The organism is Methylorubrum populi (assembly GCF_002355515.1).
Classification (GTDB): Bacteria; Pseudomonadota; Alphaproteobacteria; order Rhizobiales; family Beijerinckiaceae; genus Methylobacterium; species Methylobacterium populi_A.
This window is the reverse complement of the sequence record NZ_AP014809.1, coordinates 2,729,105-2,752,052: the sequence shown is the minus strand read 5'-3', so window position 1 is coordinate 2,752,052 and position 22,948 is coordinate 2,729,105. Positions and strand designations below refer to the sequence as shown.

Annotated in this window: 2 protein-coding genes and 1 pseudogene (1 of these 3 only partly in view); 1 reads left to right on the top strand and 2 read right to left on the bottom strand. The window is 69.2% G+C overall.

Features of this window, described 5'->3' with window-relative positions:
• Nucleotides 1-109 precede the first annotated feature (109 nt).
• A pseudogene (locus tag MPPM_RS12480) lies at nt 110-19,312 on the bottom strand (LEPR-XLL domain-containing protein); the annotation flags it as partial.
• Between the two features lie 129 nt (nt 19,313-19,441).
• Here MPPM_RS12480 and MPPM_RS12475 point away from each other — a divergent pair.
• Nucleotides 19,442-20,665: an IS256-like element ISSpwi2 family transposase gene (locus tag MPPM_RS12475; protein WP_044663225.1), complete on the top strand. Its 1,224-nt coding sequence runs from the start codon at nt 19,442-19,444 to the stop codon at nt 20,663-20,665.
• On the opposite strand, the gene MPPM_RS12470 is transcribed toward MPPM_RS12475, so the two are convergent.
• Nucleotides 20,646-22,948 carry the 3' end of an LEPR-XLL domain-containing protein gene (locus MPPM_RS12470; RefSeq protein WP_096485344.1) on the bottom strand. Its footprint extends 24,958 nt past the window's final position, so only the last 2,303 of its 27,261 coding nucleotides appear in the window; its start codon lies beyond the right edge, outside the window; its stop codon occupies nt 20,646-20,648. The genes MPPM_RS12475 and MPPM_RS12470 overlap by 20 nt on opposite strands.

The following is a 22,948-nucleotide window of genomic DNA, read 5'->3' as shown; positions in this document are numbered from 1 at the left end:
GCGGCGGGCCCTTCCGGCCGCGCACCGTATGACCATGATCGAAGCCGCCGCCCGAGGCGAGCCGGGCGGCGGTTTCCGTGTCGTCTTTCAGCCCGACCGCGGGCGGCGATCACTTCACCGGCAGCGTCGGGTCACCGAAGCGCTTGGCGAGGAAGAGGATGTCGTCCTCGTTCTTCGCCTGCTCCACCAAGCTGCCCTTGGCCTCGTCGAAGAACCACGTGTCGTACTTCGACGGGTTGGAGGCCGGCCGGCTGGAGGGACGCAGGACGATGTCGCCGCCCTCGATGGAACGGATGACCTCGTTGGCCAGGAGCGGCTTATGGGCGACGGCCTCGATCGTGGCCGGACGGCCGGCAACCGCGGTTGGCGTCAGGGTGTTGGCGGCGGTCGCGGAGAAGGACGGCAGGGACAGGCCGGCATCGAACGACCAGATCGCCCGCTTCTTGTAGAAGCCGATGACCTTGATGCCGCTGTCGCCTTCGCTGACCTGATCCATTCCGGTCTGGGAACCTTGCGGCACCCCGTATTGAGGCGCGGCAGCGAGCCCGAACGGGTTCCAGGCGGACGCGCCGTAGGTCTGCGCGTAGTTCGCCAGGGACGAAGCCCCCCACTTCCCGGCCACTGCGACGCCGTAGTGGAAGTTGAGGAACTGCGTTCCGACGCCGGCCGTGTTGATCACACCGATGCTGTTGGGGAACAGCATCGGAGTGAAGCTGCCCTGGACCATGCCGAGATTGGTCGGCAGGAGCACCGTGAAGGCGTTCGGACCGAGCATCCGGCCATCGGCATCGAGCGTCGGCACGAGCGTCGCCTTTGCGCCGAAGATCCGGTTGTTGCCCGCCCCGCCCGAGATGATGTCCTCACCCGCCTTGATCGCGCCGGCATAGACGCCGGAGGCCGGCTGCGCGAGATCCGGCACGCCCAGGATGAAGCGGAGGTCGAACAGCACGCTCTGCAGGTCGAACCGGGTGTCCCTCGGCGTACCGATCCAGCCACGATAGGCCGCCGTGAGGCTCTGCTGGCTGGCGAAGCCGAACGGGCTCCGCCACGCGAGACCGCTGTAGAGCGGGTTGCGCCAGCTGGCGACGCTGCCGGCCAGGGCGTTCCAGGCCGAGCGGTTCCAGGCATCGAGATCCGCATCGAGGCCAGCGGCGCCGACACCGAGGACGCGGGCTTCGACCTGGGCACGATCCTCGGCGAGGGTCGCGGCCGTGGTGCCCCGGCCCTGCGCCGCATTGGCGGCCGGCAGCTGGATGAAGCCAGTATCGCCGATCAGGAGATCGTTGCCGTCGCCTCCGTCGATCCGGTCGTTCCCGCTCAGGAAGCTGTCGCCGCGGGAGGCGATGGAGGCGATCCAGTGGAGGGCCACCGACTTCAGATCGACCGGGTAGTCCACCGCGAGATGCTGCTGCATCGCGGAGAACCGTTCCGCGGCACGGGCGAACACGGCCGCCTCCACCTTGGCCGCCTCGGACGCCGTCGCGGGATCCTGGACCGCGAGGCCGCGCGCCACGCCGGGCTGGAACATGACGAGGGTGTCGCCGACCACGAGGTCGTCGCCCGCGCCACCGTCGATGACGTCGTTGCCGATCGACACCACGTGGTTCGTCCCCATGCCCTCCGGCAGGCCGAAGGCGAGGATCTCGTTCAGCGGGCGTTGCGCCACCGCCTCCAGCTTCACCGTCACCGCCGCCTGGGCGACCCGGCCCGTCATGGCGAGGTCGGTGATGACCGAGCGCATGTCGGAGAGGGCATCGCTGAGCGTCAGGGCCGCCTCGACGGACAGGCTGCGCAGCGGGCCCGCCCCCTGCACGACGGTGCGGGCGGCATCGCCGACGATGAAGTCGTCGCCCTCCCCCCCGGTGATGGTGTCGTTGCCGTAGGTGATCGTCCGGCTCGGGCCGCCCTGGAGCAGGTCGACGCCGCGGCTGAGCGTGGCGAACACGCCGAGCAGGTCGGAGGCCGAGGCGGAGACTTTGTCGATCTGACCGTTGAGCGCGGCGTAGGCCGTCACGTCGAGCGTGTAGGTCTCGCTGCTGTCGCCGTAGATCGTATCGTTGCCCGCGCCGCCCTCGATGATGTCGTTGCCCGCCAGCACGTTGTTGGTGCCGTAGAGACTCGGAACCAGCGAGGCGTAGACGGTCAGCGTGGCGCCGTCCCCGCGCCGGATCGGATCGGACCCGGCAATGTCGGAGACCACGCCTGCCATCGACGGATAGACCTCGATGCGCGGAGCGCCGGCGCCGAACGCGCCGGGCACGAGGTTGAGGGCCGGCACCACCACCTCGCCGCCGAGCGGCAGCACGAGGCCGGCTTCCGCCGCGGCACCGATCAGCCGGACAGCGTTGACGATGGTCGGCCGGTCGGAGGGGGTCTCCGACAGGTTCGAGGCGCGGTCGCCGTAGATCAGGTCGTCGCCGCCGACACCCATCAGGATGTCGTTGCCGCGCTGGCCGAACAGCACGTCGTTGCCCTCGCCACCGGCGATGATGTCATCGTCGGCCCGGGCCAGGGAGACGGTGAGCGCCGCGCTCGACCAAGCTCCCCCCGTGCCCGTGGTCAGGCGCGTGCCAGAGCCGTCGCGGGCACCGACCGCGAGGACGAGGTCGGCCTGGGCCAGCTTCTCGGCGAGATCGGCGGTTCGTGCGGCAGCCGATTGCGAGTCGGTGGCGATGGCGGCCGTGACGGTGCCGATCTCCTCCAGCACCACGTCGCGGTGCCAGGTGCCGTCGCTGTTGAGGACCGCCGCACCGTCCTTGGTGTAGGCGCGGACGATCCGGCCCTCGTCGCCGAGGAGGTAGTCGGCATCCGTGCCGCCGTCGATCCTGTCACGGCCAAGGCCGCCGACGATCTCGTCGGATCCTTCCTCACCGTAGATGAGGTCGTCGCCCATCTGACCGAAGATCCGGTCATCGCCGGCCCCGCCGGCAATCGCGTCGTCCCCGCCGACGAAGTCGATGAGGTCAAAGCGCAGCACGTCGCGGCTCACCGTATCGGCGAAGGGACCGGGATTGCGCTGCCACGTGACCGACTTGACGTCGTCCACGAGCACGTTGCGGGTGATGACGCCGTTATCGCCGAGGATCACATCCGCGCCGTTCCCGCCGAAGAGGCCGTCGTTGCCGTCGGCCCCGCCGAGCACGTTGTGGCCGCCGGTGATGTCGTCGTCGCCCTCGCCGCCAAAGAGCATGTCGTCGCCCTGCTGGCCGTAGAGGAAGTCGTCACCCGCACCGCCCTCGATGGTGTCGTTGCCGCCGCCATCGGCCGCCGCCGTGAAGATCGAGACCGCGCGCTGGTTCACCGGCAGGGCCAAGTCGTACAGCATGTGGTCGCCGAACAGCACGTCGTGGCCGCCGCCGCCGAGGATCACGTCCGCACCCGTGCCGCCGGCCGCGTAGTCGTTCCCCTCGCCGGCCTCGATGCGGTCGTCGCCCCCCGCGAGCGGATCGGTGGAAGCCAGCCGCCGGACCACCGCGCGGCCGGCCTTCAGGACAAGGTCCGCCCGGCCGTTGTCGCCGAGGATCATGTCGGCGCCCGCACCGGTGACGATGCGGTCGGCGCCGACGCCGCCGAGGACGAGGTTGTCGCCCTCGCCCGCCACGATCTGGTCGTCACCGCCCGCCGCCGGATCGACCGTCTCGAGCACGACCAGGACGCCGCCGGAGAAGGTGGCCCGGCCCTGGTCGCCGACGATGGCGTCGCCTCCCGTGCCGGTGGTGACGGCATCGCCGCCGAGACCGCCGAAAACGAGGTTGTCACCGTCACCCGCGCGGATCGTGTCGCCCGCGCCGTTGACCGCATCGAGCGTCGTCACCGAGGCGATGACACCGAGCTTGAACAGGGCCTCGCCGCTGTCGCCCAGCACGATATCCGCGCCGGCCCCGGTGTCGATCGTATCAGCACCGGCGCCGCCGAGGACGAGATTGTCGCCCTCGCCCGCCCGGATCGTGTCGTCGCCGCCCAGGGCGGTATCGGTCGAGACCACCTGAGCGAGGCCGTCGGCGTCGCGACGCACCAGGCCGCTGTCGCCGAGGATCACGTCGCGGCCGGAGCCGGTCTCGATCAGGTCGGCATCCATGCCGCCGATAACGATGTTGGTGCCCTCGCCGGCCTTGACCGTGTCGCGACCGCCGGTCCCGGCATCCAGGCTGCGCGCCTGGACCAGACGAGCGCCGGCATAGAGCACCTCGCCGCTATCGCCGAGAAGCACGTCCGCGCCGGTGGCCGCAGTGATGCTGTCCGAACCGAAGCCGCCGATGACGAGGTTGTCGCCATCTCCGGCCACGACGGTGTCGTCACCGCCGAGTCCGGTGTCGGTGGACAGGATCTGCTTGAGCAGACCGGCCGCGTCATAGCTGACGCTGCCGAAGTCGCCGAGGATCACGTCGGCGCCCTTGCCGGTGACGATCGTGTCGGCATCCGTGCCGCCGAGGACGAGGTTGTCGCCGTCTCCCAGCGTCAGCGTATCCTTGCCGCCGTCGGTCGGAGCCGTGGTGGCCACGCTCACCCGCACGCCGCCGGCAAACACCACCGCACCATTGTCGCCGAGCACGATGTCGGCCCCGGTGAGCGTCGTCACCTTGTCGGCGCCCACGCCCGCGACGACGAGGTTGTCGCCCGCGCCCGCCTCGATGGCGTCGTCGCCGCCGATCCCCGTGTCCAGGCTCTCGGCCCGCTCGACCAGACCCTTCGCATCGAAGCGGATCTGACCAGCATCGCCGAACACCGTGTCGCGGCCCGAGCCGGTGACGATCGTGTCGCCGCCCGCACCGCCGAGCACGGTGTTGTCACCCTCGCCCGCACGGATCTCGTCGGCGTCACCGGCCGCGGCACTCGTGGTGCGCACGAAGACCGGGACGAAGGCCGAGAGCGTCACCGCGCCGTTGTCGCCGAGGATCACGTCCGAGCCCGCGCCCGTGGTGATGCTGTCGGCACCGAAGCCGCCGAGCACCACCGAGCCGCCGTCGCCGACCACGATCACGTCGCGGCCGCCGACCTCCGGCGCGGTCGAGGCGATCTCGACCGGCCGCGCCTGCGCGTCGAGATCGACGCTGCCATTGTCGCCCAGCACCACCGAGCGACCCGCGCCCAGCGTCAGGCGATCCGCGCCCGAGCCGCCAAGCACCACGCCGTTGCCGGTGCCGAGGGTGACGCTGTCGTCGCCCGAGACGTTCACATCCGTGCTCTCGGCCCGAACCGGGCTGCCGTTGACGAGCCGCACGAGGCCGGCATCGCCGAGGACGATGGCGTCGCCCGACTGGCCCTCGACCGTGTCACCGCCGGCACCGCCGAGCACGAGCTTGCGGCCGTTGCCGAGGCGGATGGTGTCGGCCGCGCCGATGGCCGGGGTCAGGCTCTGCACCAGAGTCAGGACACCGGCGGCGTAGTCGAGCCCGCCGCTATCGCCGAGCACGGTCTTGGCACCGTCACCGGCGGTGATGGCGTCAGAGCCGAAGCCGCTAAGGATGGTGTCGCTTCCGTCACCGGCCGTGATCGTGTCGTCGCCGCCCAGACCCGTGTCGGTGGACAGGATCTGCTTGAGCAGACCGGCCGCGTCATAGCTGACGCTGCCGAAGTCGCCGAGGATCACGTCGGCGCCCTTGCCGGTGGTGATCAAGTCGGCATCCGTACCGCCGAGGACGAGGTTGTCGCCGTCGCCGAGGAGGAGCGCGTCCTTGCCGCCGTCGGTCGGAGCCGTGGTGGCCACGCTCACCCGCACGCCGCCGGCAAACACCACCGCACCATTGTCGCCCAGCACGATGTCGGCGCCGGCGAGCGTCGTCACCTTGTCGGCGCCCACGCCCGCGACGACGAGATTGTCGCCCGCGCCCGCCTCGATGGTGTCGTCGCCGCCGATCCCCGTATCCAGGCTCTCGGCCCGCTCGACCAGACCCTTCGCGTCGAAGCGGATCTGACCGGCATCGCCGAACACCGTGTCACGGCCCGAGCCGGTGACGATCGTGTCACCGCCCGCACCGCCGAGCACGGTGTTGTCGCCCTCGCCCGCACGGATCTCGTCGGCGTCACCGACCGCGGCACTCGTGGTGCGCACGAAGACCGGGACGAAGGCCGAGAGCGTCACCGCGCCGTTGTCGCCGAGGATCACGTCCGAGTCCGCGCCCGTGGTGATGCTGTCGGCACCGAAGCCGCCGAGCACCACCGAGCCGCCATCGCCGACCACGATCACGTCGCGGCCGCCGACCTCCGGCGCGGTCGAGGCGATCTCGACCGGCCGCGCCTGCGCGTCGAGATCGACGCTGCCATTGTCGCCCAGCACCACCGAGCGACCCGCGCCCAGCGTCAGGCGATCCGCGCCCGAGCCGCCAAGCACCACGCCGTTGCCGGCGCCGAGGGTGACGCTGTCGTCGCCCGAGACGTTCACATCCGTGCTCTCGGCCCGAACCGGGCTGCCGTTGACGAGCCGCACGAGGCCGGCATCGCCGAGGACGATGGCGTCGCCCGACTGGCCCTCGACCGTGTCGCTGCCGGCACCGCCGAGCACGAGCTTGCGGCCGTTGCCGAGGCGGATGGTGTCGGCCGCGCCGACGGCTGGGGTCAGGCTCTGGACCAGGGTCAGGACACCGGCGGCGTAGTCGAGCCCGCTGCTGTCGCCGAGCACGGTCTTGGCACCGTCACCGGCGGTGATGGCGTCAGAGCCGAAGCCGCCAAGGATGGTGTCGCTTCCGTCACCGGCCGTGATCGTGTCGTCGCCGCCCAAACCCGTGTCAGTGGACAGGATCTGCTTGAGCAGACCGGCCGCATCGTAGGTCACCGCACCGAAGTCGCCGAGGATCACGTCGGCGCCCTTGCCGGTGGTGATCAGGTCGGCATCCGTGCCGCCGAGGACGAGGTTGTCGCCGTCGCCCACCTTGATCGTGTCGGCCGCGCCGGCCTCCACATCGGTCGTGCGGACGAGGATCCGCTTGCCGTCAGTGAGGAAGGTGGCGAGTCCGTTGTCGCCGAGCACGACATCCGAGCCGGAGCCGGCGGAGATGGTGTCGCTGCCGAAGCCGCCGAGGATGACGTTGTCGCCGTTGCCCGCGTCGATCGAGTCGTCGTCGCCACGGTTCGGGTTGAGCGTGGCCACGCGCACCAGGCGCCCGCCGGTGAAGCTCGCCTCGCCGAAATCGCCCAGAATGAGATCCGCGCCCTTGCCGGTGATGATCTCGTCGCGGCCCGCGCCGCCGAGGACGATGTTGTCACCGTCGCCGCCCCGGATGATGTCGCCCGCGCCGCGGCGTTCGTCGGTGGTGTAGACCTCACGGACGAGGCCGTTCTCGAAGGCCACGACCCCCATATCGCCGAGCACGATATCGGCGCCTGAACCCGTGGTGATGTCGTCTGAGCCGACGGAGCCGATGACCACGTTGTCGCCGTCGCCGGCCCTGATCACGTCGCGGGCGCCGTCATCCGGATCGGTCGAGGCGAACTCGACGCGCATGCCGGCCTCGAACAGCGCGGTGCCGTTGTCGCCGAGGATCACGTCGTTGCCGCCGAGCGTAGTGATCGTGTCGGTGCCGGTGCCGCCGATGACGACGTTATCGCCGCCGCCGGCCTCGATGACGTCGTCGCCGCCGAAAGCCGGATCGAGGCTCTCGGCGCGCTTCAGGCGGCCTTGAGCATCGAAGGTGAGGCGACCGTCGTCGCCCAGCACGATGTCGGCATCGGCATCGTCCCGGCCGGCATCGATGGTGTCGGCGCCCAGACCGCCGAGGACGACGTCGGCCCCCGCACCCGTCTTGAGAACGTCGCGCGCCCCGCCGTCACGGCTGCTCTGGACGATGGCGCGGAGACCGAGCTCGAACCGCACGAGGCCGTTATCGCCGAGGACGATGTCGCCGCCGTCTCCCGTGACGACCGTGTCGCTGCCCGAACCGCCGAGCACGATGTTGTCGCCGTCGCCGGCCTCGATCCGGTCGTTGCCGGCATCGGTGGTGTCGGTCGAGGCGAACTCGACCCGCATGCCAGCCTCGAACACCGCGGTGCCATGGTCGCCCAGGATCACGTCGCTGCCACCTAGCGCCGTGATGGTATCGCTGCCGACGCCGCCGAAGACGAGGTTGTCGCCGCCGCCGACCCTGATCTCGTCATCGTCCCCGAAGCCGGCATCGAGGGTTTCTGCCCGCTTCACGCGGCCCTGCGCGTCGAAGGTGATCTGGCCGTCGTCACCGAAGACCACATCGGCATCCGCGTCGGCTTGGCCGGCATCGATCGTGTCGCCGCCCAGGCCGCCGAGCACCACGTCGGCACCCGAACCCGTCGCGATGGTGTCGCGTGCGCCGCCGTTGCGGTCGCTGACCACACGCGCACGGATGCCGAGCTCGAAGGCCACGAGGCCGTTGTCGCCAAGCACGATGTCGCCGCCCGCGCCGGTCGTGACGGTGTCGCTGCCCGAGCCGCCGATCACGACGTTGTCGCCGTCGCCGGCCTCGATCCGGTCGTTGCCGCCGTCGCCGGTATCGGTGGAGGCGAACTCGATCCGCACGCCGGCCTCGAACACCGCGTAGCCGTTGTCGCCGATGATGATGTCGCCACCGCCCAGCGCCGTGACAGTGTCGGCGCCCGTGCCGCCGATGACGAGGTTGTCGCCGCCGCCGACCTTGATCTCGTCGTTGCCGCCGAAGCCGGAATCGAAGCTCTCGGCGCGGACCACGCCGCCGGTGGTGTCGAAGGTCACATGGCCGTTGTCACCGAACACGATATCCGCGTCGACGTCGGCCTGACCGGCATCGATCACGTCGCCGCCGAGGCCCCCGAGCACGAGATCCGCACCCGCTCCCGTGACGATCGCGTCGGCCGCACCGCCGATCCGGTCGCTCACGATCTCCAGGCGGATTCCGCCCGCGAAGCGCATCGTGCCGTTGTCGCCCAGCACCACGTCGGCGCCGGTGCCGGTCGTAATGGTGTCGCTGCCCGAGCCGCCGAGCACGACGTTGTCGCCGTTGCCCACGTCGATCCGGTCGTTGCCGGCGCCGCTCGCGTCGGCGGAGACGAGGACCACGCGCAGGCCGGCCTCGAACTCGGCGTAGCCGCCATCGCCGATCACCGCGTCGCTGCCGCCGAGCGCGGTCACCACGTCGCTGCCGGCTCCGGCGATGACCACGTTGTCGCCGGCCCCGACATCGATCGTGTCGTTGCCGCCGAATCCGAGGTCGAAGCTCTCGGCCCGCTTGACGCGCCCGCTGGTCTCGAAGGTGGCGCGTCCGTCGTCGCCCAGCACCACATCGTTGCCGCCGAGCGCCGTGATCCTGTCGGCTCCGGTGCCGCCGAGGACGATGTTATCGCCTCCGCCAACCTCGATGGTGTCGTCGTCGCCGAGGCCGAGATCCAAGCTCTCGGCGAGCTTGACCCGACCCTGACCATCGAAGGTGACGTGGCCGTTGTCGCCGAACACGATGTCGGCATCCGCATCGCTCTTTCCGGCGTCGATTGTGTCGGCCCCCAGGCCGCCGAGGACGATGTCCGCACCGGCTCCGGTGATGATGGTATCGGCCGCTCCGCCTTCACGGCCGCTCGTCACCTCGAGGCGGATTCCGCCTGCCAAGGTCACGAAGCCGTTGTCGCCCAGGACGACGTCGGCACCGGCTCCCGTGGTGATGATGTCGGAGCCCGCGCCGCCGATGACGATATTGTTGCCGGAGCCGACATCGATGCTGTCGTCGCCGCCGCTGGTCGGATCGGTCGACTCTGCGCGGGTGACGCGGCCGAGTTCGTCGAAGGTGACGTGGCCGTTGTCGCCGAAGACGATGTCGTCGGCGGCATCGTCCTTGCCGGCATCGATCACGTCGCCGCCGAGACCGCCGATCACGAGGTCCGCGCCGGCGCCCGTCCGGATCGTGTCGCTCGCCCCGCCCGAGAGGTCGCTCCTGGCCTCCAGACGGATTCCGCCCGCGAAGGCCACGCTGCCGTTGTCACCCAGCACGATGTCCGCGCCGGCTCCCGTGGTGATCGTGTCCGAGCCTGCGCCACCGAGGATCAGGTTGGCACCCGCGCCCGCCAGGATCTCGTCGTCGCCGCCGAGGGTCGGGTCGAGGGTCTCGGCGAGCGAGACGCGACCGAGGGCATCGAAGGTGATGTGGCCGTTGTCGCCGAAGACGATGTCGGCGTCGGTGTCGTCCTTGCCGGCATCGATGGTGTCGCTGCCCAGGCCGCCGATGACGAGGTCGGCTCCCGCCCCCGTGACGATCGTGTCGCGGCCGCCGCCACCGGCGCGCTCGCTGAGCGCGTCGCGACGGATGCCGTCCACGAAGTCGACGGCCCCGTTGTCGCCGAACACGAGATCGGCGCCCGCACCCGTGGTGATGGTGTCGCTGCCCGAGCCACCGAGCACGACGTTGTCGCCGTCTCCCGCGCGGATCGTGTCGTCGCCCGCCACGCTCTCGTTCTTGGTCGAGACGCGCACCAGCTTGCCCTGGGCGAAGGTCGCCGCGCCGTCATCGCCGAGGATGATGTCGAGACCGGCGCCCGTGGTGACGTCGTCGGCGCCGACGCCGCCGAACACCACGTTGTCGCCCTCGCCCGCAACGATGACATCGCCGCCGCCGAAGGTGGATTCCATGGTCTCGATCGAGACCAGGACCCCGTCCGCGAACACGGCGCTGCCGTTGTCGCCCAGGATCACGTCCGCGCCGGAACCGGTCCGGATCTTGTCCGCGCCGACACCGCCGATGACGACGCTGCCGCCATCGCCGAGGGTGATCTCGTCGCCAGCGCCCGCCGTGGCGGCGGTGGTGGCCACCTGGAGCACGCGGCCCTGCGCGTCGAAAGTCGCCTGTCCGTTGTCGCCCAGCACCGTGCTGCGGCCGTTTCCGGCGGCGATGATGTCGCCGCCCGAGCCGCCGAGGATCACGGCCACGCCGTCGCCGACGGTGATCGTGTCGTCGCCGCCCACGTTGTCGTAGGTCGTCTCGGCCAGGATCGGCAGGCCCGCGGCGGTAAGCCGGACATGGCCGGCATCGCCGAGGATGACGTTGGTGCCGGTGCCGATCGTCGCGCCGTTCCGCAGGCCGGCCGTGATGCTGTCGCCGCCGGCACCGCCGATGACGGTGTTGCGGCCGCTGCCGACAGCGATCGTATCCTTGTCGCCGACCGCCGGGCTGATGCTCGCGATCTCGACGAGAATGCCGGCCTCGAAATCGGCTTGGCCACTGTCGCCGAGCACGACGTTGTTGCCGTCGCCGATGGTGATCGCGTCGCGACCCGTTCCGCCGAGCACGACGTTGTTGCCGTTTCCGACCGTGATGCTGTCGTCGCCGCCGATCGCGGTGTCGAGGGAGAGCGCGCGGCGGATCAGGCCGTTGGCATCGAAGGTGACGATGCCGTTGTCACCCAGGATGACCGCACCCCGATCACCGCCCTTGATGGTGTCGCCGCCGGCGCCGCCGAGGACGACGTTGTTGCCCGCGCCGAAGGTGATCGTGTCACCGCCGCCGATCGCGGGTGCCGTGGTGGCGATCCGCGCCAGCACGCTGGTCGTGACCGCTCCCGTGACCGTGACGGTGAAATCGGCCTCGCCGCTGTCACCGAGGATGACGTGATCGCCGGTACCGGTGGTGATGGTGTCCGCGCCCGCGCCGCCGATGATCCGGGAGGCGCCGTCCTCGGCCGTGATGATGTCGGCGCCGCCGATCTCCGGCGTGATCGACTCGATGCGCTGGGCCCGGCCGTTGCGGAACACCGCCTTGCCGCTGTCGCCCAGGATGACGTGGTTGCCCGCGCCGACCTTGATCGTGTCCGCGCCCGCGCCGCCGAGGATGGTGGTGTCGCCCTCGGTCGCCTCGATCGTGTCGTTGCCGCCGATCTCGGTCGCGAGCGAGGTCACGGTCTCGATGAGGCCGTCGGTGAAGGTGGCCGCACCGCTGTCGCCGAGCACGACTTGGCGGCCCTTGCCCAGCGTGATCCGGTCGGCGCCCGCGCCGCCGATGACGGTCGCGCTGCCGTCCTTGGCCACGATGACGTCGCCGCCGCCGACACCCGGATCGATGCTCTCGACCGAGACGAGCTTGCCGGCGGTGAAGACCGCCTTGCCGCTGTCGCCGAGGATCACATGGTTGCCCGCGCCGACCTCGATCCCGTCCGCACCGGCCCCGCCGAGGATGGTCGTGTCGCCGTCAGCCGCCTTGATCGTGTCGTTGCCGCCGATCTCGGTCGCCGTCGCGGTGATGTCCTGGATCCTGCCGTTCGCGAACGTGGCCGCGCCGCTGTCGCCGAGCACGACCTGCATGCCCTTGCCCAGGGTGATCCGGTCGGCACCCGCACCGCCGATGACGGTGACGTTCCCGTCCCCGGTGACGATGCTGTCGGCGCCGCCGATCGCCGCCTCGTCGTCCGCGGTCTTGATCGAGACAAGGACCGGGACCGGAACGGTCACGCCGCCGATGACGCGGGTCCCCGCCGCGAAGCGGGCCTCGCCGGTATCGCCCAGGATCACGTGCGTGCCGGCGCCGACGGTGATGCCGTCCTTGCCCGCACCGCCGATGATCGTGGTGTCGCCGTCGGCCGCCGTGATCGTGTCGTCACCGCCGATCGCGCCGTCGAGGCTGCGCAGGCTCGACAGCACGCCGCCCGCGAAGATCGCCTCGCCGTTGTCGCCGAGGATGACGTGGTTGCCCGCGCCGACCGTGATCGTGTCGGCGCCGAAGCCGCCGATGATCACGTTGTTGCCGGCGGCCGCGGTAATCGCGTCGCCGCCGCCGATGCCGGGATAGGTCGAGACCACCCGGGTGACGACGTGGTTGCCGGTCAGCGCGATGCCGGCGGTCGCCGAGCCGTCCTGATAGACCTGGCCGTGATCGCCGAGGATGACGTTGTCGCCGCCCTTGGCGTCGATCGTGTCGGTGCCGGCGGCCCGGGGCTGATCGATGAACGGGTCGGCGATGGTGACGATGCGCTTCACGTCGTCGAGGTTGAGGCTCGAATCGCCGAGGATGATGTCGGCGCCGGCGCCGCCCTCGATCGTGTCGTTGCCGGTGCCGCCGGCAATGATGTTGCGGCCCTTGCCGCCCTTGATGGAGTCGTTGCCCGCACCACCGTCGATGATGACGAGGCCGGTCGCGCCGGATGCGTCGATGCTGTCGTTGAGGCTGACGATGGAGGCGTCGACATCGACCGTCCCCTCGTCGCGGAAGGCGATGGCACCGCCGGTCCTGACGCTGTCCGAGGCGCTGTAGCGGCTGCGGTCGGCGCTGGTGTCGCCGAACAGGGCGAGCGTGCCCTGCGACGCCTCGACGGTGATCGTGTCGGCGCCGCCGCCGCCATGGATCGTCGTCAGGGTGTCGAGCGCCGTCCCCTTCACCGTCACCCGGTCGGCGCCCGAGCCGAGCAGCAGCTCGACCGAGGACATGTCGCGGTAGGTGACGCCGCCCTTGAAGGTCACGTTGGTCGAGCTGCCGCTCGAGGCCGTGTTGACGTCGTTGCGCGACATTCCGAAGCCGGAGATGTGGTCGGCGTCCACCACGCCGTCCACGCCCGCCGTGGTGGAGTCGTTGAAGAGCGAGACCTTGTCGAAGTCCCTCCGGGTCGGATCGACCGTGACGTCGCGCGTGACCGGGCGGTTGGTCTCGCCGGGCAGGACGATCGCCGGGGTCAGCGAGCGGCTGTCGGGACCGGCGCCGCCGATCAGCACCAGCGGTCCCTCGATGCGGCTGAGTTCGTGCGTCTGGCGCGAGAAGGTCTTGAGGTCCGAGGTCACCTTCGTGGCGTCGGGATTGCTCAGAACCTTCACCCGCACGGCCTGATCGAAGTTCGAGGCGTCGAAGGTGATCGTGGCCGGCTTCGTCGCGGTCGCCCGCGTGAAGCGCGGATCGGCGCTGTCCGTGATGGTCAGGCCATCGCCTGCCAGGGTAATCGTCACCGATCCGCGCGGCGCGGTCGTCAGGACCACGTCGTAGTAGGAGGGCTGCCCCGGCGTCACGACGACACCGCCCTCGGCCGGCGTGACCACGACGCCCGCCGTGTTGCCGTCCGTCACTTGGACGCGCACCACGGGCTCGCCGACGAGCGCCGCCTTGAAGAAGCCCTCGCCGCTCGCGCCGGCGACGGTGCTCCTCACGATGTGGGTGATCTCGGCGACGTAGCGGTTCTCGGGCGTGTCGTCGGCCGGCGAGGAGACGCGCACGGTCTGCGGCCGGTTCCAGTTGCCGGCATTGAAGGTGAGAACGGCGAAGCCGTCCGCGTCGGTCGGCAGGACATTGCCGTCGGCATCGGTGAAGACGAGCTGGGAGAGACGATCCCGCGGCACGCTCAGGGTGACGGTGACAGTCTCGTTCGGCAGCGGAGGATTGTTGAGGACGACGGTGTAGCCGTCCTGGTTCTGCGCCTGGGCAGCCCGGCCGCGGGTCATCTCGATGATCGAGGTGCTGCCGCCGCTCTCGACGATGATCAGGCCCGGCTTGTCGTTGTCGATGACCTTGACCAGCGTCGTGCGCAGGTAGGTGCTGCTCACCTCCGCGTTGGAGCTGACGACCGAGTGGCCGATGGCCACGCTCTGCTCGCCCTCGGCGGCCGTATCCGACTTGGCGCGGACGAAGACCGTCTGCTCGGGCGTCCAGACGTAGACACCGTTCCTGAGGACCGTGGTGAAGCGGAGCGTCAGGGCATCCGCCCAGGCGTTCCCATCGATCGAGACCTCGATCGTGCCCGCATTGCCGGCCAGCGCCCGCAACTGGGCGGAGGCCTGCGCCGCGGAGACGGTGACGACTGCCCAGTCGGCACTGCCGAGCGAGGTCTGGGTCGGGGCGGGCGGAGCGATCTTGTAGGAGCCGACGCTGCTGCCCTCGACGCCCAGCGCCGTGATTCCCGAATCCTCGCGAAGCGTCAGACCGCCCTGGTCGCTGACGCTGCCGCGATCGGCCGTCGCGACGGAAGCGTTGATGCCCGGCACGAACAGGCCGTCGTAGCGCTTGTCGGTGCTCGCGGCCGTGTGGTTGATGACCGCCGAATTGCCCTTGGCATCGCGGGCCACGACCTCTCCGCTGACGTCGCCGGCCACGTTGAAGGTGTCGCTACCCGACCCGCCGATCAGGGTGGTGACGACGCCGGGCGGCGTGGAGAGCACGTAGAACGTGTCGTCGCCCTCCAGGCCGTCGACCTCGACCGCCTGGATGTTGGTGAAGCGGATAGACAGGCCGGCACCGAAGATGCCGTCGCTGGTCACGACGAAGGTATCGGCGAACTCGGTGCCGAGGGCGACGATCTTATTGAAGCCGGTGCCGCCGTCGATGTCGAGCGGCGCGTTGATGTTGTACTCGATCCGGTCGTTGCCGGCGCCGGCATTGAGCTTGATCTTGTTGTCCTGCGGATTGGACCCTGAGAGGGCGAAAGCGCGCACGATGAAGGTGTCGTCGCCGTCCTCGCCTTCGAGGCGCAGATCCGCCTTGTTCGAGTAGACCTGGAACATGTCGTCGCCGGTACCGCCATAGATGACGGCCGGGATCGAGATGCCACGGGAGAGATAGCCGCCGAACGACAGCTGCGTGGTGTCGAAGACGTCCTCGGCGAGCAGGCCGTTGGCCGTGTCGCGCAGGCTCGCGAAGACCTGGCCGACCTGGAAGAAGTCGTTGCCCTCGCCGCCGTCGATGGTCATTAGCGCCGAGCTGTCGTCGAGCGCGAAGCGGTCGTTGCCCTTGCCGCCCTCGACGATGACGCGGCCATTGACGCTCATGTCGTAGTTGATCCGCTCGACGACCGCATCCGCCGGATAGGTGCCGTCGGCGTTCGGATGGACGAGCGCCACGAAGTTGCGGCGCAGCAGGAACTGGTCCGCCTCGTCCGTGCCGAGGATCGTCAGGGTGTCGACACCGCGGTCCGGATTGCCGGAATCCGTGACGTTGATGCGGTAGGACGACGCGCCGTTCGCCTGAATGCGGATGGTGTCCGTGTCCTGCCCGCCGTCGATGTCGAGGGTGTCGGTGCGCAGGCCGGTCTTGCTGGTGAGCGAGGGCAGGCGATCGACGTTGATCGCGTCCGCGCCGTCCTCACCGAAGACCCGGGTGTTGCCGGAGATCTCGCTGACGGCGATGTCGAGCCTGTCGTCGCCGGCGCCGAGCCGGATCGTCGTCGCCGCCGCGCGGACGCGGCCGCGCAGAGCGAATTTGTCGCTGCCGCCGAGGCTGGTCAGCGCCAGCGTCGAGGTGGCGACGGTGGTGCCGAGCAGCGTCAGCGCGTTGTCGCCCGCGCCGAGATCAATGACAACATTGGCGCCCTTGATCGTCGCGCTCTGGACGCTGGCGCCGTTGACGAAGGCCGCATCGACGACGGTATCGACGCCGGCGGCCGTGGTCAGCGTGAAGTCACCCGTCCTCGCCTCGTGGCTGCCGGCGAGTTCGACTTGGTTGTCGCCGCCCCCGAGCGCGAGCGTGATCGAGCCCGCCGAGAGCGCGATGGCGTTCGTGACCACGAGACCCGCGACGCGGTAGTCGGTCAGGATGTCGCGGCCGGTCCCGCCGGTCAGGGAGAAGCCGTCCCGGATCGCGTACTTGCCGACGAGCGTGGCCGTGTTGGCGCCGTCGCCGAGCTGGATCGCGAGCGATCGCGCCTCGAGGTCGGCCCTCTCGACCGTGCCGTTCACGACGCGCAGATCCGACAGCGTGTCGGTGCCGCCCGCCGTCGTGATCGTGACGTCTTCGACGACCCGGTAGGTGCCCGTCAGGGTCAGTCCGTTGGTACCCGCGCCGGCGCTGACACTCAGCGACTTCGCTGTGTAGCTGCCCTGCAGATCGATGATGTCGTCGCCCGAGCCGGTCGTGATCGTGACCGCGCCGGCCGGGATCGCGTAACCGCCCGAGAGCCGCAGGGTGTTGTTGCCGCCACCCAGATTGATCGAGAGCGAGCCAGCCGCGACGTCGGCCCGGCTCGTCGCCCCGCCGGCGACGCGCGAATCCAGCAGAGTATCGCTGCCCGACCCGGCGCGGATCGTGAAGGCGTCCGTGACCCGGTAGACGCCGGTCAGGGTCAGGTCGTTCTGGCCGTCGCCCGCATCGATCGCCATCGAGCCGGCGGTGTAGCTGCCCTGAAGGTCGATGATGTCGTCGCCCGAGCCGGTCGTGATCGTGACCGCGCCGGCCGGGATCGCGTAACCGCCCGAGAGCCGCAGCGTATTGGAGCCGTCACCCAGATTGATCGAGAGCGAGCCGGCCGCAACGTCGGCCCGGCTCGTCGCGCCGCCGACGACGCGCGAATCCAAAAGGGTATCGCTGCCCGACCCGGCGCGGATCGCGAAGGCGTTCGTGATCCGGTAGGTGCCCGTCAGGGTCAGGTCGTTCTGGCCGTCGCCCGCATCGATCTCCATCGAGCCGGCGGTGTAGTTGCCCTGAAGGTCGATGATGTCGCGACCCGTGCCGGTGCGGATCGCGAGCGCACCGGCCATCGTGTAGGCGCCCGCCGACGTCAGGCTGTTGCTGCCGCCCGCGAGATTGATCGTCAGCGAGTCGAGTGTGTAGCCGCCACCGAGCGACACGGCATCCTGGCCCGCGCCGCCGGTGATGCTCATCGCGCCCGTCGACACGGTGGTCGTGTTCGCGAGCGTGACCGTGTTGTCGCCGTTCCCCGCGATCAGGCTGATGGAGCCGCCGCGCACGAGCCCGCCTTCCGAGATCCGGCCGAGCGTGATCACCTCGTCGGGATTATTCGCGTTGCTTCCGCTGACCGTGATGGTGCGATCACCGGTCAGGAAGCTGCCGTCGAGCCGGTAGGTGCCGCCCAGGCTGCTGCCCTGGATCGTGATCGTGCGGCCGACGAAGATGCCCTGCAGATCGATGGCGGCGGCGGCCTCGTTGGACGGCACGACGGTGTCGTTGCCGTTCTGATCCTTCACCACCTTGAAGTCGGCGTTCAGGACGATGTCGCCCTTGGCCTTCACGACCGCCCCCGCCTCGACGGTGAGGTTGTCGCCGGCGGCGAGCGTCACAGAGCCTTCGGTCGAGAAGATCGTGACGCCGGATTTCACGAGCAGAAGGTCGTCGCCCCGGCTGGTGTCCTCGCCCGAGAACACGTTGATGGACTTCTTCGAGATCACGTCCGTGGTGATCGTCATGGGGCTCGACGTGCGCACGTTGATCGTGCCGCCGGCCTGGATTCCGGTCTTGGCCTTCTCCGTCACGCCGCCCACGCGCAGGCCGCCGACGTTCCAGAGCCAGACGTCGCCGCCGGCCGAGGCCTCGATGCCGCCATAGGTGTCGCCGGTCGCGGTCCTCAGCTTGGCGATGATGCGCTTCGTCGCCGTGCCGATGCTGCCCGAGGCGATCAGCTTGGCCTGGCCGGAGATGAGGTTCGAGCTGCCGCCGTTGCTGTCGTTGTAGTCGGTCGACGCGTTCAGGATGCTGCCGGCCGTGGCCGTCAGGATGGCGACGCGGTTGTCGGCCGCCGCGATGCTGGCGAGGTAGACGTCGCCGGTGGTCTCGACGACGTCGATATTGCCGCGCACGGCCGAGAGCGTGACCCGGCCGGTCGTCGTGTCGCCGACATTGCTGTCGAACTCGAGCGCGTCGCTTCCCGCGCCGATGCCGTCGAGCGCCCTCAGAACGATCGAGCGGCCGGTGACATTGGCCCGGCCGCTGCCGGCAGTATCGGGCGCCGAGTCGATGTCGCGCGGATTCGTCAGGTCGCCGCCGTCGAGGATCGAGGCCTGCGCGCTCAGGACCACGTCACCGGTCGTGGTGATCGCGACCACCCGCAGGTCGGTCGCCGTCTCGGTCAGAACGATGGCTCCCGTGGCGCTCGCCCGCACGGTTCCGGTGAGCTTCACCTCGATGGCGTCGGCGCCGACATCGGGGGTCGCGGCGTTCGGGCCGGCCTTGCCGATCGCGCCCGCCGCCTTGAGGGTGAGGTTGCGTGCCGAGATCTTGGTGTTGTTGTTCCCGACGCCGTCGAGGATGCTGCCGCTGACGGCGGTGAAGAAGATATCCTTTTCCGAGAAGGCGGATTCCAGCTTCAGATCGCCCGCACGGGCGGTGACGTAGATGTTCTCCGCGCTGCGGACCGCGAGGGTGCCCGTCAGGTCGACGCCGATCGCCTTCTGGGCGCTGCCGACGGCGCCGGTGCCGCCTTCGAGGATCGTATCGCCGCCGCGGACATTCGTGTCGGTCGCACCGCGCCCGTTGACGAGGCCGCTATCAGCCTTCAGGCGGATTTCCTTGCCCGTCGTCGAGGTGACGAGGCCCACCGTCACCGAGGACGGTGTGGTGACGAAGATCTGACCGCCCGCACTCACGTTGAGCGCGCCCGCGGTTTCCAGCACCACGGCCTTGCGCTTCTGGATCAGGAGCTGGGTGACGAGGTTGAACGGATTCCCGGCGTCCTTGGCCGACTGGAACACGACGAGGTTGCGGCCGGTCTCGGCGATCGGCGCCAGCTTGTTCGCACTGAGATTGCTCGTGTCGAGGACAAGGGGACTGTCAGGATTTCCGTGTGTGGCCGGGCATAATGGGCAACAAGGAGTCCCACTATGTCACGACGCAAAGAACCTGCCATACCGAATGAGCTTCTCGATCAGCTTTTGGCGGGCGGCACTGCCAGTGCCGCCTTCGAGCAGGGCGGTCTGCTCGATTCGCTGAAGAAGGCGCTGACAGAGCGTGCCCTGAATGCGGAGATGGATCACCACCTCGCTGGCGAAGACGGCGCCGGCAACATGCGCAACGGCTACGGTCGGAAGACGGTAATGACCGACACCGGCAAGTTGGCGATCGACGTGCCGCGCGATCGCCAGTCGAGCTTCGACCCGCAGTTGATCGCCAAGTATCAACGCCGCTTTCCCGGCTTCGACGACAAGATCGTGTCGATGTACGCGCGCGGCATGAGCACCCGCGAGATCACCAGGCACCTGCACGATCTATACGGCATCGACGTCTCACCCGATTTGATTAGCACGGTGACCGACGCCGTGCTCGATGAGGTCGCCACTTGGCAGCAGCGGCCGCTCGATCCGGTTTACCCGCTGGTCTTCTTCGACGCGATCCGGGTCAAGATCCGCGACGAGGGCATGGTGCGCAACAAGGCGATCCACATTGCGCTGGGCGTCCGCGCCGACGGCGCAAAGGAGGTGCTCGGCTTGTGGCTCGAGCAGAATGAGGGTGCCAAGTTCTGGCTTCGGGTGATGAACGAGCTTCGCAACCGTGGCGTTGAAGACATCCTGCTGGCCGTCGTTGACGGCCTGAAGGGCTTTCCCGATGCGATCACCGCAGTGTTCCCCGATGCGATCGTCCAGACCTGCATCGTTCACCTGCTGCGCAACTCGATGGACTTCGTCTCCTGGAAGGACCGAAAGAACCTCGCCAGCGCGCTCAAGGAGATTTACCGTGCCACCGACGCAGATGCCGCCGAAAAGGCGCTGACAGCATTTGAGGCTGGCCCTTGGGGGCAGCGCTATCCCGCCATCGGCCAGAGCTGGCGGCGCGCCTGGGGCGAGGTGATCCCGTTTTTTGCGTTCCCCGACGAGGTCCGCCGGATCATCTACACTACGAACGCCATCGAAGCTTTGAACTCGAAGCTCAGGCGGGCTGTCAGGGCCAGGGGACACTTCCCCAGCGACGAGGCCGCCACCAAGCTGCTCTACCTGATCTTGAATCGGTCGGAGAAAGAGTGGAAGATGCCACCACGTGAGTGGACCATGGCGAAGGCGCAATTTGCCGTGATCTTCGGCGAACGTTTCATCAGAGCCATGGCGGCCTGATGATCAACCGCCCGGCCACACACGGAAATCCTGACAGTCCCAGGACAAGGGTGGCCCTGCCGGCCTTGGCGATCTCGTAGAAGGTCTCGGCTCCGGTCGTGTTGGCGGTCTTCACGCCGAACGCGCCGGCAAGGCCGATCCGCAGCCCCTGCTTGAAGCCGTCCGCCAGGAAGCTGGCGCCCCGGTCGGACAGAACGCGGTTGACGACGTAGACGCCGCCCGAGGCCGCCGTCGCGCGCACGCCGACCTCGACATTGGCCGCGAGTCCGCCGTTCAGGCCGCCCGTGGTGTCGAAGAGCTGGCCGGCCTCGAGACGGATCACCCCACCCGCGATCGCGGCGATCCGGAACACGTTGGTGGCGATCGCCGTGGTGTTGGTGGTGTCGCCGGCGATGAAGAGCGTGTCGCCGACGGCGTAGAGCGCGGTGTCCCAGGTGCCGCTGTTGAGCGTCAGCACGCCCTGGTTCGTCGCGGCGTCGTTGCTGAAGGTGACATCGAAGCTGGTCGGGGCGGCCTTGAGGCGGTCGACCGACATCGTCGCCGAAGCGCGCGGCGCCTCGCTGCTCACCGCGACGCTGGCACCGAAGGTGACGTTGCGGGCGATCCCTTCCTGGAAGCTCTTGCTGCCGGAGAAGGCGACGGTGATCACCGTGTCCGTGACGGACACGATCTTGAAATAGGCCCGGGTCTCGGCGGTGGCGTTCTGCGTCAGGCCGCCGATGAACAGCGTGGCATCGATGAGTTGTCCGTCCTTCGTGAAGGCCGTGAGATCCCAGAGGCCGCCATCCACCCGCGTGACAGTTCCGGTCGTGCCGTTGTTGGCGAAGACGACGCTGGCAGTGATCGGCGCCTTGGTGAGGAAGACGAGATCGCTGCGCTCGGCAGCGGCCAGATCGATCTGCTGGTCGACCGTCATGCGCGGCGCGTTGTTGCCGACCGCGATCAGCGTGGTGCCGCTGGTCGAGCCGACATTGTCGGCCGTGACGAGCTTGATCGAGCGGCCCTTGATGATCGGACTCTGGATATCGACGACGGTGCTGGGCACTTCCTTGAGCAGGCCCTGGCCGACCGCGCTCAGCAATTCCTCTTCCGTCCAGCGCTTGATGCCGTCGTCGATGTCCTTGGCCGTGGCCCTGTCGACGAAGAAGGCCGGGTTGTCCTGCTTCGAGGCCGTCAGGGTCGCCTCGCCGTTGGAGGCGGGCAAGCTGTTGAAGAAGGCGTGGAGTGATCGGTACTGCGCCGTGAGCGCCGCTCCGCGGGCATCCTGGGCCGCTTGGCGGGCGGCCGTGATGGCCGGGGACGAGGCGGCCTGGGTTTCGACCGCGGCACGAGCGCGGGCCGTGCTCACCGCATCGATGAGCGCCTGTCCTGTGGGACGCGGCGCGAAGGACGCGTTGTAGACGCTCGGATCGATCTGCTGGTTGCGGTAGCTCCAATAGGTTTCGTAGCCGGCCTTGTCCGCATCGGATCTGGATTCCACCAGCGAGGGATCATAGGCGTCGCCGAGGCCGCCGAAGCTGGCGTGAAGCCGCGCGTAATCGGCCTTGAGCGCTAGCTCGGCCGCCACGACCTTCTTGGCGGTTTCCGCCTGCAGGAACATCTCGCCGAGGGTCTGGAACTTGGCTTGGTCGGCGAACTGCACGGCGAGGGCGATCCGCTCGGCGCCGGTGATCCGCACGATGCCGTTGGTATCGGCATTCGCCTTGTCGCTGCTGTAGATCTGGTAAGCCGTGCCGAGCTTCGGCAGGTAACGGTCGCCGAAGCCCGCATAGACGGCGCTCAGCTTCGCGTACTCCGCCGTGCGCGCGTCGAGCGTCGCCTTGATCTTGGCCGCGACGTAGCGGTCCTTCGCCGTACCGCTCAGCGCCGCGCCGGTGGCATCGGTGCCGTAGAGGCTGGTCAGGTCGGCGATCTCGGCGCTCGTCAGCGTGAGCGCCCCGTTGAACAGCGAGCCGCGCAGCTTCCAGTAAAGGTCGTACTGCGCCGTGAAGGTGCCCTGGTCCCCCTTGGCGATCCCAGAGAACAGCGCCGAGAGTCCGGCGAACTCGTCCGCCCGGGCCTCCTGGACCGCCGTGATCCGGCCCTCGATGTACGCGTCCTTGTCGGCACCGGTCAGCCCACTTCCGGTGGCATCGCTGCCGAACTGCGCGCGCAGCGCATCGCGCTCGGCGGTCGTCAGCGTCATCGCACCGTTGACCCGGCTCGCCTTCAGCGCCTCGTAGCGCGCATAGGCGGTGTCGTAGTTGATCGTCCCCGCCGTAAAGCCGGCGAAGGTCAGCGCGA

Excerpts from the sequence above, each read along its gene's own strand:
- MPPM_RS12475 (WP_044663225.1), top strand. The coding sequence starts at position 19,442 with ATGTCACGACGCAAAGAACCTGCCATACCGAATGAGCTTCTCGATCAG.